The 12,283-nt window shown below is 71.6% G+C and carries 12 protein-coding genes; 6 read left to right on the top strand and 6 right to left on the bottom strand.

The features are described from left to right. Nucleotides 1-30: 30 nt before the first annotated feature. The 3 genes from ADK64_RS34885 to ADK64_RS34875 form a co-directional block, all read right to left on the bottom strand. Nucleotides 31-609, bottom strand: coding sequence for a TerD family protein (locus ADK64_RS34885; protein ID WP_053665863.1), 579 nt, complete (start codon nt 607-609; stop codon nt 31-33). Between the two features lie 156 nt (nt 610-765). Beyond that, entirely contained in the window at nt 766-2,904 is a 2,139-nt protein-coding gene (gene uvrB, locus ADK64_RS34880) for an excinuclease ABC subunit UvrB (RefSeq protein WP_053665862.1), read from the bottom strand. A gap of 49 nt (nt 2,905-2,953) precedes the next feature. After that, complete coding sequence (locus ADK64_RS34875; protein WP_053665860.1) at nt 2,954-3,811, bottom strand: MHYT domain-containing protein; 858 nt, start codon at nt 3,809-3,811, stop codon at nt 2,954-2,956. 280 nt (nt 3,812-4,091) lie between these two features. On the opposite strand from ADK64_RS34875, the gene ADK64_RS34870 reads away from it, so the two are divergent. Both ADK64_RS34870 and ADK64_RS34865 read left to right on the top strand, forming a co-directional pair. After that, a complete protein-coding gene (locus ADK64_RS34870; RefSeq protein ID WP_053665858.1) occupies nt 4,092-4,964 on the top strand; it encodes a glycerophosphodiester phosphodiesterase in 873 nt (290 codons plus the stop codon). 41 nt (nt 4,965-5,005) lie between these two features. Next, nucleotides 5,006-5,560: a methylated-DNA--[protein]-cysteine S-methyltransferase gene (locus tag ADK64_RS34865; RefSeq protein WP_053665857.1), complete on the top strand. Its 555-nt coding sequence runs from the start codon at nt 5,006-5,008 to the stop codon at nt 5,558-5,560. Between the two features lie 11 nt (nt 5,561-5,571). Here ADK64_RS34865 and ADK64_RS34860 read toward each other — a convergent pair whose 3' ends face one another. Further along, nucleotides 5,572-6,003, bottom strand: coding sequence for a VOC family protein (locus tag ADK64_RS34860; protein WP_053665854.1), 432 nt, complete (start codon nt 6,001-6,003; stop codon nt 5,572-5,574). 106 nt (nt 6,004-6,109) lie between these two features. Here ADK64_RS34860 and ADK64_RS34855 point away from each other — a divergent pair, with 106 nt between their 5' ends. After that, on the top strand, nt 6,110-7,018 hold the full coding sequence (locus ADK64_RS34855) for a pseudouridine-5'-phosphate glycosidase (protein ID WP_199829793.1): 909 nt from the start codon (nt 6,110-6,112) through the stop codon (nt 7,016-7,018). Next, on the top strand, nt 7,015-7,938 hold the full coding sequence (locus tag ADK64_RS34850) for a carbohydrate kinase family protein (protein WP_234384827.1): 924 nt from the start codon (nt 7,015-7,017) through the stop codon (nt 7,936-7,938). Before ADK64_RS34855 ends, ADK64_RS34850 begins: the two co-directional genes overlap by 4 nt. 244 nt (nt 7,939-8,182) lie before the next feature. Here ADK64_RS34850 and ADK64_RS34845 read toward each other — a convergent pair whose 3' ends face one another. After that, nucleotides 8,183-8,977 carry a methyltransferase domain-containing protein gene (locus tag ADK64_RS34845; RefSeq protein WP_053665850.1) on the bottom strand — a complete coding sequence of 265 codons (795 nt, stop codon included), beginning with the start codon at nt 8,975-8,977 and terminating at the stop codon, nt 8,183-8,185. Between the two features lie 250 nt (nt 8,978-9,227). Between ADK64_RS34845 and corA the strand changes: the two genes are divergently transcribed. Next, entirely contained in the window at nt 9,228-10,355 is a 1,128-nt protein-coding gene (gene corA / locus ADK64_RS34840) for a magnesium/cobalt transporter CorA (protein WP_053665844.1), read from the top strand. A gap of 50 nt (nt 10,356-10,405) precedes the next feature. On the opposite strand, the gene ADK64_RS34835 is transcribed toward corA, so the two are convergent. Then, on the bottom strand, nt 10,406-11,047 hold the full coding sequence (locus ADK64_RS34835; RefSeq protein WP_199829792.1) for a uridine kinase: 642 nt from the start codon (nt 11,045-11,047) through the stop codon (nt 10,406-10,408). Nucleotides 11,048-11,492: 445 nt separating this feature from the next. On the opposite strand from ADK64_RS34835, the gene ADK64_RS34825 reads away from it, so the two are divergent. Beyond that, nucleotides 11,493-12,194: a DUF2293 domain-containing protein gene (locus tag ADK64_RS34825; RefSeq protein ID WP_053665840.1), complete on the top strand. Its 702-nt coding sequence runs from the start codon at nt 11,493-11,495 to the stop codon at nt 12,192-12,194. Nucleotides 12,195-12,283: the final 89 nt, after the last annotated feature.

Genomic DNA, 12,283 nt, shown 5'->3' with positions numbered 1-12,283 from the left:
CGTGCGTGTTGCCGGTCGAGCGGGCGGTCCCTACAGGTGCGGCAGGATCGCCGGCATCAGGTCCTGGAAGGTGCGGCCGTTGGCCGGGGAGCCCAGGGCGGTCATCGTCCAGCCCGAGCCCGCACGGTGCACCTTCGCCATGATCTGCGCGGTGTAGTCGCCGCCCCCGTCCAGCGTGTAGCGGGCGAGTTCCTGGCCGTTGGTCTCGTCCACCAGGCGGCAGAACGCGTTCTGCACCTCCTGGAAGGTCTGGCCCGTGAAGGAGTTCACGGTGAAGACGATCTGGTCGATGTGGACCGGAACGCGCTGGAGGTCCACCAGGATCGCCTCGTCGTCCCCGCCCTGGCCGACGCCCCCGACGAGGTTGTCACCGGTGTGACGGACGGAGCCGTCGTCGCTCACCAGGTGGCGGAAGAAGACCACGTCGACCGGCTGCTTCTCGGCGAAGAGGACCGCCGAGGCGTCCAGGTCGATCTCCCGGGTGCGGGAGCCGAACAGGCCACGCCGCTTCGCCGCCTGCCAGCCGAGCCCCATACGGACCGCGGTCAGCGTGCCCCCGTCCTTCTTCTCCAGGCTGATGGCCTGACCCTTGCTCAAGTTGACGGACACCGCTGAATCCCCTCTCGAAGGTCCCCTGTTGCCGCGCAGTGCGCGGTTGTCAAAACCCTACGCAGGGCCACCGACGGTGCCGAACCCCGGCCCGCGCTTTGTGTCGGTGTTGCAACACTTGGCGTGTATGCCGAGGTCCGGCAGGGTGTCGGTGGCTCAGGCGAGGCCGGCCTCCCGCATCTGGCGCAGTTCCTTCTTCATCTCCGAGACCTCGTCGCGCAGCCGGGCCGCGATCTCGAACTGGAGCTCCGCGGCGGCGGCGCGCATCCGCTCGGTCATCTCCTCGATCTGCTCGGCGAGTTCGGCCGCCGGGCGGTCCGTGGGCGCCGACTTGCCCTTGGCCGCCTTGCCGGCCTTCGCACCCTTGGCGGCCTTGCCGCCCAGCGACGGAACGGGTGCCTTGGCGCCCTTGCCGTCGCTGGACTTGCGGTAACCGGAGCCGAGGAGCTGCTCGGTGTCGACCTCCTCGCGGGCGATCTGCGCCACGATGTCGTTGATCTTCTTGCGCAGCGGCTGCGGGTCGATGCCGTTGGCCTGGTTGTAGGCGACCTGCTTCTCCCGGCGGCGGTTGGTCTCGTCGATGGCCTTCTCCATCGCCGGGGTGATCTTGTCGGCGTACATGTGGACCTGGCCGGAGACGTTGCGCGCCGCGCGGCCGATGGTCTGGATCAGCGAGGTGCCGGAGCGCAGGAAGCCCTCCTTGTCGGCGTCCAGGATCGCCACCAGGGACACCTCGGGCAGGTCGAGGCCCTCGCGCAGGAGGTTGATGCCGACCAGGACGTCGAACTCGCCGCTGCGCAGTTCGCGCAGCAGCTCCACGCGGCGCAGGGTGTCGACGTCACTGTGCAGATAGCGCACCTGGATACCGAGTTCCAGGAAGTAGTCGGTGAGGTCCTCGGCCATCTTCTTGGTGAGCGTGGTGACGAGGACGCGTTCGTCCTTCTCGGTGCGCTTGCGGATCTCGTGCACCAGGTCGTCGATCTGGCCCTCGGTGGGCTTGACGACGACCTCGGGGTCGACGAGGCCGGTGGGGCGGATGATCTGCTCGACCGTGCCGTCGGAGCGCGAGAGCTCGTACGCGCCCGGCGTGGCCGACAGGTAGACCGTCTGATCGATGCGCTCCTGGAACTCCTCCCACTTCAGGGGGCGGTTGTCCAGGGCGGACGGCAGACGGAAACCGTGGTCCACGAGGGTGCGCTTGCGGGAGGCGTCGCCCTCGTACATGGCGCCGATCTGCGGGACGGTGACGTGCGACTCGTCGATGACGAGCAGGAAGTCGTCCGGGAAGTAGTCGAGCAGGGTGTTCGGCGGGGAGCCGGGTGCGCGGCCGTCGAAGTGCATCGAGTAGTTCTCGACGCCGGAGCAGCTGCCGATCTGGCGGAGCATCTCGATGTCGTACGTCGTGCGCATCCGCAGACGCTGGGCCTCCAGGAGCTTGCCCTGCTTCTCCAGCTCGGCGAGGCGCTCCCCCAGCTCCTTCTCGATGTCGTTGACGGCCCGCTCCATGCGCTCGGGGCCGGCGACGTAGTGGGAGGCGGGGAAGACGTACAGCTGCTGGTCGTCGCTGATGATCTCGCCGGTGAGCGGGTGCAGCGTGGACAGCGCCTCGATCTCGTCGCCGAACATCTCGATGCGGACGGCCAGCTCCTCGTAGACCGGGAAGATCTCGATGGTGTCGCCGCGGACCCGGAAGGTGCCGCGGCTGAAGGCCATGTCGTTGCGCGTGTACTGGATGTCGACGAAGCGGCGCAGCAGCTGGTCCCGGTCGATCTCGTCGCCGACCCGGAGGGGCACCATCCGGTCGACGTACTCCTGCGGAGTGCCGAGGCCGTAGATGCAGGAGACCGAGGCGACCACGATGACGTCGCGACGGGTGAGCAGCGAGTTCGTCGCCGAGTGGCGCAGGCGCTCGACCTCCTCGTTGATCGAGGAGTCCTTCTCGATGTAGGTGTCCGACTGCGGGACGTAGGCCTCGGGCTGGTAGTAGTCGTAGTACGAGACGAAGTACTCGACCGCGTTGTTCGGCAGGAGTTCGCGGAACTCGTTGGCCAGCTGGGCGGCCAGCGTTTTGTTCGGCGCCATCACGAGCGTGGGGCGCTGGAGCTTCTCGATCATCCACGCCGTGGTGGCGGACTTGCCGGTGCCGGTCGCGCCCAGCAGGACGACGTCCTTCTCACCGGCCTCGACGCGCTTGGCCAGCTCGGCGATGGCCGCCGGCTGGTCACCGCTGGGCTGGTAGGGGCTGACGACCTCGAAGGGCGCCACCGTACGTTCGATGTGGGAAACGGGCCGCATGGAATCCACCGTACGACCCGCCACTGACATCGGGCCCGGATCAGCGGTTCTACGGTGTCCGGGAGCCGTGGTGCTCGGGCCGGCGCGCCTCGTGGAACGCGGGCCGGCGGTCCGGGTGGGGGGCGACGGCAGCGGCCGGGACACCTGGTTTGTGCTCGACGGTCCTGCGGACGGGCCGGCCCATGACCATCAGCGGATCGAAGACCACGACGACGCCCGCGAGGAGCAGGAACGCGAGCGGGCCGATCAGCATGGGCGCGAGCACGGACGGCTCCGGCACGCCTCCGGCGACGTGGGAGGCGCCGTCGAGGTGGACGCCCAGGGCCGCCATGCCCATGTAATGCATGCCGCTGACGGCGAGCCCCATGACGAGGCTAGCCCCGACGCTCCACAGGAAGCCCCGGACGCGTCCGGCGGCCCACAGGGCGGCGGTGGCGGCCACGACCGCTATGACGACGGAGGCGGCGACGGTGAGGGTGTTGTAGGTGAACCGCCCGTGGAAGCGGACGCCGGCCATGCCGAGGTAGTGCATCGAGGCGACGCCGAGGCCGGTGATCGTACCTCCGGTGAAGAGCGCGGTGCCGGTGGCGCCCCGGTAGCCGACGATGAAGATGCCGACGCCGACCATGACGATGGCGAGAGCGAGGCTGGCGTAGGTGATCGGCTTGTCGTAGTGGATCGGGGTCTCCTCGATGGCGAAGCCCATCATGGCGACGAAGTGCATGGTCCATATGCCGGAGCCGATCGCGGCGGCGCCGAGAGCCAGCCAGGCGGGTCGCCCGGAGTGCGTGACCAGCAGCGCCCGGGTGGTGCAGCGCAGGCCGAGGGCGCCGCCCAGGCAGGCCATCAGATAGGCCACCAACGGGGTGACGGCCCCGTAGCTGAATCCGTCGACCGTGCCTTGCATCTGCGGCTGCCCCTCCGCCCTCTTGCGTCCCGGAATACCCGAAATGTCCCCCTGCGCCAGGACCGCGCGGGCGGTCAGGGTTGTCGCAGAGAGTATGACTCCCACCGGAATGGTCGAACGACTTTCCGGCAAAGAAACACAGCCTTGCCGCACTTGTGGGGCACCGGTGAGTGGACTTCGACATCTGCCTGCGATGTGTGCCCGTCATGCGCCCGCGTGCCACGCACCGTCTGCTGTCACTCTTGTTGCAATCGGAATTCGCTCGATACGAGGAGTCTGCATGCACGCGCGCGTAGTGGCCGCCACGGCCGTCGCGGTCCTGGGGATCGCTGCGGCCCTGCTGAGCCCGATCTCCGACGCCCGGGCCGGCGGTACCGGGGAGCCCACGGTGATCGCTCACCGAGGCGCCTCCGCCTACGCTCCCGAGAACACGCTGGCCTCGATCGACAAAGCCTCGCAGCTGGGCTTCACCTGGGTCGAGAACGACGTCCAGCGCACCAAGGACGGCGAGCTGGTCGTCATCCACGACGACAGCCTGCGGCGCACCACGGACGTCGAGCGGGTCTTCCCCGGCCGCGCGCCGTGGAAGGTGAAGGACTTCACGGCCGCCGAGATCGCCCGGCTCGACGCGGGCAGCTGGTACTCCCCCGCCTACGCGGGCACGCGCGTGCCGACGCTCACGCAGTACATGCGCCGGATCGAGCACAACCACGAGAAGCTGCTCCTGGAGATCAAGAACCCGGAGCTGTATCCGGGCATCGAGCAGCAGACCATGAAGCTCCTCGGCACCGAGGGCTGGCTGGATCACAGCCATCTGGGACGGCTGATCGTGCAGAGTTTCAGCGCCGACAGCATCCGCACGGTCCACAAGCTGAAGCCCGCGGTCACCACGGCCCTGCTCGGCTCGCCCCCGGTGACACAGCTGCATCAGGACGCGCGCTTCACCGATCTGGTCAATCCCTCGTACGGGTCGCTCTCGCGAGGCTATGTCGCGGCCGCGCAGGCCTTCGACGGGCCGCACGGCAAGCCGCTGCGCGTCTTCGCGTGGACGGTGAACGACGCGGCCACCGCCCACAAGGCCGCGGACTACGGCGTCGACGGGATCATCACCAACAAGCCCGACGTGGTGCGGTCGGCACTGGGCTCGGACTGAGCCGGGCGGGCGTTGTCAGTGGCGGGCCGTACCGTGGTCGCATGGACAGCCAAGGGCAGGATCAGCAGCGGGTCGTGTGGGCCGTCGTCGGCAGCGACATCGGCCCGCTGCTGCTGGCGGCCACCCGCGACGGCCTGGTCAACGTCGTCTTCCACGCCACGGACGCGGTGCGCGACCGCGCCCTGGAGCGCCTGGCGGCCCGGCTCGGCGAGGCCCCCGTCGAGGACGCGGACTCGCCGCTGCTGGCCGAACCGATACGCCAGCTGCGCGCGTACTTCGCGGGCGAGCGGCACGACTTCGACCTGCCGCTGGACTGGTCACTGATCTCCGGGTTCAACCGGCAGGTGCTGCGCGAGCTGGCCTCCGGCGTGCCGTACGGCACGGTGGTGGGGTACGGCGATCTGGCGGGGCGGGTCGGGCAGCCCGGAGGGGCGCAGGCGGTCGGCGCCGCGATGGGCGCCAATCCGCTGCCGGTGGTCGTGCCGTGTCACCGCGTGGTCGAGAGCGACGGCGGCATCGGGGGCTTCGGCGGCGGGCTGGAGACCAAGCGGAGGCTGCTCGCCCTGGAGGGCGTGCTGCCCGAGCCGCTGTTCTGACCGGCCGGGGGTTACTCCTCGTAGTGCCGGGCCTCGAAGACATTGCCGTCGGGGTCCCGGAAGTAGAAGGAGCGCGGGGCGTTGCCGCGGGCGCCGAACGAGTCGTGCCCGATCTCGGACAGGGGGACGCCGTGGTGCTCCAGCCGGGTGTGCAGGGCGTCGAAGGCGTCGGCCGGCAGGGACAGACAGATGTGGTTGACCGGGTGGCCGGCGCTGTCGGCCGCGCCGGGCAGCATCCTCATGCGGTCCGCGAGCGTGGGCGGGGCCAGATCCAGGATGGTCTCCTCGTTGACGCGCACGGAGGGAAACGGCACCTTTCCCTCGACGAACTCGGCGAGTCTCACGGGCTCCAGACCGACGGCGTCCGCGTAGAACCGGGCAGCGGCCACCGGATCGGCCACCCACAGGACGACGTGGTCGAGACGCGTGCTGTTCTTCGTCATACGGCCCAGGCTGGTGGCGTCCCCCACAGGCCGCAAGCGTTTAGTCGCGGTCGGCGCCCGCCAGAGATCCAGGGAGGGACAGGCCGACGGACAGGAGGCGATACGCGTGGTGCTCGTGGTGTCGGAAGAGGTCCGGGAAGCGATCGACGCGCGGCGACCGGTGGTGGCCCTGGAGTCCACGATCATCGCGCACGGTCTGCCCCGCCCGCGCAATCTGCGGGTGGCGCTGGAGCTGGAGGACGCGGTACGGCGGGAAGGCGCCGTACCGGCGACCGTCGCCGTCCTGGACGGGCGCCCCAGGGTCGGGCTGGACAAGGAACAGCTGGAGCGGGTCGCGAACGAGGACGGCATCCGCAAGCTGGGCCACCGCGATCTGCCGCTCGCCGTGGCCACGGGTGTGAGCGGGGCGACCACGGTGTCGGCGACGGCGCAGCTGGCCGCCCTCGCCGGCATCCGGGTGTTCGCCACGGGCGGGCTGGGCGGTGTGCACCGGGAGTGGACGGTGACGCAGGACGAGTCGGCCGACCTGGGGCTGCTGGCGCGCACCCGGATCACAGTGGTCTGCGCGGGGGTGAAGTCGATCCTGGACGTGCCGGCGACGCTGCAGCGGCTGGAGACGCTGGGCGTGGCCGTCGCCGGGTACGACACGGAGCGGTTTCCCGGCTTCTATCTGTCCGACTCGGGGCATCCCGTCGACTGGACGCTGCGCGATCCGGAACGGGTCGCCGAGGTCATGCGGGCCCAGGACGCGCTCGGCGCGCAGGAGTCGGCACTGATCATCGCCAACCCGGTCCCGGAGGCGGCACAGCTCGATCCCGAGCTGCACGCACGCGTGCTCGCCGACGCGCTGCGCGCGTGTGCGGAGCAGGGTGTCACCGGGCAGGCGGTGACGCCGTTCCTGCTGGACTACCTGGTCCGGCACACCGAGGGCGCCTCCCTGAGCGCCAATCTGGCGGCCGTACGCGGCAACGTACGGCTGGCAGCGCGGATCGCCGGGGCTTGGACCAGGGGGTGACCACGGACCGGAACGGGGCCCTGCTGGTCGTCGGGGACGTCGTCACGGACGTGGTCGCCCGGCATCGGGGGCCGCTCGCGGCCGGTACCGACACGGCCGCGGCGATCCGGATGCTGCCGGGCGGCGCGGGGGCGAACGTGGCCTGCTGGGCCGCCCATGCGGGCTGCGCGGACGTACGGCTGCTCGGGCGGGTGGGCGCGGACGCGGCCGCGTGGCACAAGCGGGAGCTGCTCGCGGCCGGAGTGCGGCCCCGGCTGGTGGTCGATCCGGGGGCGGCGACGGGGACGGTGATCTGCCTCGTCGACACCGCAGCGGCGGCCGAGCGCACGTTCCTCACGGACAGCGGAGCCTCCCTGCGGCTCGAACCCGCCGACTGGTCGGACGCGTTGCTCGACGGGGTCGCCCGGCTGCACCTGTCCGGCTATCTGCTGTTCACGGAGCCGAGCCGGGCACTGGCGCGCACGGCACTCGCGGCGGCACGCGCGCGTGGTGTGCCGGTCAGCCTGGACCCGGCGTCGGCGGGCTTCCTGGTGCGGCTGGGGGTGGACCGGTTCCTCGCGTTCGCGGAGGGGCTGGATGTGCTGCTGCCCAGCCGGGACGAGGCGTGTCTGCTGACGGGGCTGCCGGATCCGGCGGACGCGACGGCCAAGTTGAGCCGTCTCGTGCCGCTGGTGGTGGCCAAGGCGGGCGCGGACGGAGCGCTGGTCGCCCGTTCCGGTGCCGCGCCGGCCCGGATCCCGGCGACACCGGCGCTCCCTCGGGACACCACGGGCGCCGGTGACGCGTTCACCGGCGCGTTCCTCGCCGCGCTGCTCGCAGGTGCGGCTCCGGAGGAGGCGGCGGCTCGGGGCTGCCGGGCGGGCGCGGAGGCGGTACGACGGGTGGGGGCCAGGCCGCCCCATCCGGGGAGCGACGGCTGACGCTCGGCTGGAGGTGCGGTCGTCCGACTGCGGGCCGGCGACGGCCGGTCGCGCGCACGCGCCGGAGCTTCGCCTCGGCACAGCGGCGCCCCACGCGGCGCTTGGGCAGCCGCCGACGCCATGCGGGCGCGGGCGACCGCGGCCGGCGTCGGGCATCCGGCGTCGGGCATCCGGCATCCGGAACGCCCCGGCATTCGGAACGCCCCGGCGGCTGGGCTCTGCCTGTGCGCCCAGCCGCAGTCTTCTAGGCCTTCCTCCCCCACGCCGAGATCATCGGTGCGGTGGCCAGGTCCATCGAACCGGCCTCGACGTTGGCCAGGTGCTGGTCGATCTCCTCGTCGGTGGCGAGTTCGGCGGCGACGAGGCGGGCGCGGATCTGACGGACCGTCGCGGCCTCCAGCGCGGTGCAGGCCGGCGAGGTCACCGGGAAGTACGCGTCGGCCTCCACCTCCTTCAGCCCTGCCTCGCGGAGCAGACGCGGAAGCTTGCGGCCGTACGACAGATCGGCGCCTCGTTCGGCCAGCAGCTTGCGGAAGCCCTGGCGCAGCTGGTTGGCGAGCCGCTGCTCGGGACCGTACTCGTCAGGGCAGATCAGAGGCTGGAGGGCGGGGTCGGCGTCCTCGACCAGCAGGCTTCCGCCCGGCCGCAACGCCTGGATCATGGACCGCAACGCCCTTTCCCGGTCCGGGACATGGACGAGAACGAGCCGGGCGTGGACCAGGTCGAAATCCTCGCCCGGCGGTTCCTCGGTGCCCACGTCGTGGACGAGGACCTCCAGCGGCGGGCGTGCCCCGACGGCGAACAGCGAGGTGTCGATGTCGGTCGCCACGACCTTGCCGGTGGGACCGACCTTCCTGGCGAGCCAGGACACCACGGAGGTGCCGCCGGCCCCGACTTCCCAGCAGCGCCAGCCGGGCCCGACGCCGACCGCCTCGAGGTGCCGGAAGGTCGTGGGGTCGAAGAGGGTGGCGAAGGCGTCGAAACGCTGTCCCGCCTCGTTCTGCCGGTTGTCCAGGAGGTACCCGTCGGATTGCGTCATACGAGGATCATCCCAGCCGCCCGGCTTGTCCGGATCGGCCGATGCTCCGCACACGGGAGAGGGCCGAGCCGGTGCCCGGCCCGCCGGTGGAGCTGGGGACGGCGACCGGGACACGGTGCTGCGTCCACAGGCGGGAACCAAGCGGAACACCCTATTCCCACAGGCTTACCCGCGTTTTGCCCTCGACTGGCAGACTGCTCGGGCAAGGCGCAAAGGCGTTACGCGAGGCGATCCATGCGAGGGGATCCAGATGTCCATGGCAGGGAATCTGCGGAAGGTCACGGGGCTGGGCAGGGCCGCCGGCCTGCGCAAGGTGGCGCGGCTGGCCCGGCGGCGGCCCCGCGTGGACCTGAGCCATCCCGCCAGGTCGCCCCTGGGGTCCTCGGTGGTCAACTGCGTGACCTACCAGGACGGCGTACGCGTGCTGACCTGCACCGACCTCGTGGACGCCGTGAAAATGGTGCGCAAGACCGGCGAGGGATTCGTCTGGCTGGGGCTGCACGAGCCGACGGACCGTGAGTTCGCGGGGATCGCGGAGTTGTTCGACCTGCATCCGCTGGCGGTGGAGGACGCGGTCGAGGCCCACCAGCGCCCGAAGCTGGAGCACTACGGCAACACCCTCTTCGCGGTCTTCAAGACGGTCTGTTACGTGGAGCACGAACGACTGACGGCGACCAGCGAGGTGGTGAACACCGGCGAGATCATGGTGTTCGTCGGCGAGGACTTCGTCATCACGGTGCGGCACGGCCGGCACGGCTCGTTGGGCCCGTTGCGCGAGGGGCTGGAGGCGCATCCGCACCAGCTGTCGAAGGGGCCGGCGGCGGTGCTGCACGCGATCGCCGACCATGTCGTGGACGACTATCTGAACGTCACCGACGCGGTGCAGGCGGACATCGACCAGGTCGAGACCGAGGTGTTCTCGGAGAACAGCGCACGGCTCGACCCCGGCCGGATCTATCAGATGAAGCGCGAACTGCTGGAGCTGAAGCGGGCGGTGGTGCCGCTCGGCCGCCCGGTGGAGGACCTGGCCACCCGGCCCATACGGGTCGTCGCCCCGGAGATACAGGCCTACTTCCGCGACGTGCTCGACCATCTGATCCGGGCCAAGGAGCAGATCGCCGCGTTCGACGAGCTGCTCAACTCCATCCTCCAGGCCCACCTCGCCCAGGTGACCGTCGCGCAGAACGAGGACATGCGGAAGATCACGGCCTGGGCGGCGGTGATCGCCGTGCCGACGATGGTGTGCGGGGTGTACGGCATGAACTTCGACCACATGCCGGAGCTGCACTGGCGGTTCGGATATCCGCTGGTCATGGCCGTCATGGCAGGGATGTGCCTGGCGCTGTACCGGGGCTTTCGACGCATCGGCTGGCTCTGAGCGGCGAGGCGCGGCGAGAGCGGGCAGCGGGGGCGGGCGGGGCGGTCGGATCAGCCGCTCCAGGCGGGACGGCGTGGGTCGTCGGCGCGCACCAGGACGTCGGCCGTGCCGGCGGGGTCGGTCTCGGACACGTAGCGCTCGAAGGCGGGGAGCGTCCAGTGGTCGGCCTCGGGCGTGCGGCGACGCAGGGCTGCCGGGGAGAGGAGGAGGTGCACCGTCAGGTCGAAGGGGAACCAGTGGCGCAGCAGGAGGGGGCCGTGGAGCAACAGGATCCCGCTGGGCGGGAGTTGGACGTAGGGGCTGCGCGTGGCGCGGTCGGTGGCCGGATCCCACAGGTCGGGCAGGACGCGCCCGTTACCTCCAGGGTCGAGGGGGCCGAAGACCTCACGCCACAGGGCGCCGGTGTCGAACCATCCGCCGTAGTACGACTCCGCGTCCCGCCGCCCGTGCTCGAGGCGCAGCGAGGCGGGACGCAGAAAGCCTTCGGCGCCGACCACGAGCGAGGGCCGGCCGCGCACGCGCAGCGCCTCGCCGACCCGCTCGGCGAGGTCTCCGGGGCGGGCGGCCGGGGCCCCGTCGAAGCCGACGCGCGGCCAGGCGCCCCCGTCGGTCGGCTCCAGTCCGGCCAACCGGTCGGCCAGCAGCTCGGCGAGCCGGTCCCAGGTGATCGCTTCGAGTCGCACGGGGCCCATGATGCCGGGTGGCGGAGAGCGAGGTGGCGGCGCCCGTCGCGGGACGGGGGCGTGCTCCGGCCGGGGACGGTCCGCGCCCGCGGCGGGGGGCGGCGGACTCAGCTCCGGTCCGCGGCTGTCCGGCGGGCCGTCGGCAGGGCCGGGAGATGGGTCTCGCTCCAGGCGCGGGCCACGTCGAGGAGGCGCGCCGGGTTCCCGGAGCATGGCGGGCCGCGGACCGGTCGGTACCGCGCCGGCGGGGAGCAACTGTCCGGCCGTGAGGGCGGTGACGGCGGCGGTGCGCCGTGGCTGTCGTACGCCGATCTCGCGGTGGCTGTGGTGGACGGGATCCGGAGTCCCGTGCGGCACCGTACGCGGGTCTCGGTGTTCAACGTCCGGGGCGGGAACGAGGACTAGGGCAGGCCGGGTATGGGAGGAGCGGGCGGCGACGGGGAAAGTACCGCGTATGGGTCTCGCCTCGACGTCAACTCCCCACTTCCCCGGACGGCTTGTCGTCATCCAGAGCGCGAAGCGCAAGCGGTGTGCCACGTGCCGGGGCGGGCCGCTGTCGCTGCTCGTGCTCGAGGACGGGGCACCGCGATGTCTGGACTGTGCCGACCTCGGGCACCTGGTGTTCGTTCCGCGCGGCGACACGGCGCTGACCCGCAGATCGCGGGAGGAGAGCGCGCTGTCGGCGGTGGTGGTGCGGTTCAACCGGCGCAAGAGCCGGTACGAGCGGCAGGGCGTGCTCGTGGAGGAGACGGCGCTGGCCCGGGCCGAGGCCCGCTGTCTGGCGGACGCCGAGGCGCGGCGCCGGCGCCGGGCGCGGGACGCACGGCACAGGGCGGCGGAGGACGAGCGGTTCGTGGCGGCGTTCGCGGCGGAGATCCTCCGGCTGTTCCCCGGCTGCCCGGCCGACCGGGCCCGGGCCGTCGCGGCGCACGCGTCCGTGCGGGGCAGCGGGCGGGTCGGGCGCAGCGCGGCCGGGCGGGCACTGACGGAGGGGGCGGTGATCTCGGCGGTCGTGGCGGGCGTACGGCATGTGGACACGCCGTACGACCAGCTGCTGATGGGCGGGGTGCCACGGTACGAGGCACGGCGCCGGATCGCCCCGGCCGTGGAGGGCGTTCTGCGGGCGTGGCGGTCCGCCGGGGAGGACGCCGGCTGACCGGAAGAAGAGGGAGAGGAGGGGAGGAGGGGAGGAGGGGGGGAGGGGCCAGCCGGGCGACGACAGCGGCCTCGGGGGCGAGAGGGGCC

The sequence above is a fragment of the Streptomyces sp. MMG1121 genome, assembly GCF_001280015.1.
Lineage (GTDB): Bacteria > Actinomycetota > Actinomycetes > Streptomycetales > Streptomycetaceae > Streptomyces.
This window is presented reverse-complemented; position numbering and strand designations above follow the sequence as displayed.

Excerpts from the sequence above, each read along its gene's own strand:
- ADK64_RS34845 (WP_053665850.1), bottom strand. The coding sequence starts at position 8,977 with ATGACGCAATCCGACGGGTACCTCCTGGACAACCGGCAGAACGAGGCG.
- ADK64_RS34860 (WP_053665854.1), bottom strand. The coding sequence starts at position 6,003 with ATGACGAAGAACAGCACGCGTCTCGACCACGTCGTCCTGTGGGTGGCC.
- ADK64_RS34825 (WP_053665840.1), top strand. The coding sequence starts at position 11,493 with ATGGGTCTCGCCTCGACGTCAACTCCCCACTTCCCCGGACGGCTTGTC.
- uvrB (WP_053665862.1), bottom strand. The coding sequence starts at position 2,904 with ATGCGGCCCGTTTCCCACATCGAACGTACGGTGGCGCCCTTCGAGGTC.
- ADK64_RS34865 (WP_053665857.1), top strand. The coding sequence starts at position 5,006 with ATGGACAGCCAAGGGCAGGATCAGCAGCGGGTCGTGTGGGCCGTCGTC.
- ADK64_RS34875 (WP_053665860.1), bottom strand. The coding sequence starts at position 3,811 with ATGCAAGGCACGGTCGACGGATTCAGCTACGGGGCCGTCACCCCGTTG.
- corA (WP_053665844.1), top strand. The coding sequence starts at position 9,228 with ATGTCCATGGCAGGGAATCTGCGGAAGGTCACGGGGCTGGGCAGGGCC.
- ADK64_RS34870 (WP_053665858.1), top strand. The coding sequence starts at position 4,092 with ATGCACGCGCGCGTAGTGGCCGCCACGGCCGTCGCGGTCCTGGGGATC.
- ADK64_RS34835 (WP_199829792.1), bottom strand. The coding sequence starts at position 11,047 with ATGGGCCCCGTGCGACTCGAAGCGATCACCTGGGACCGGCTCGCCGAG.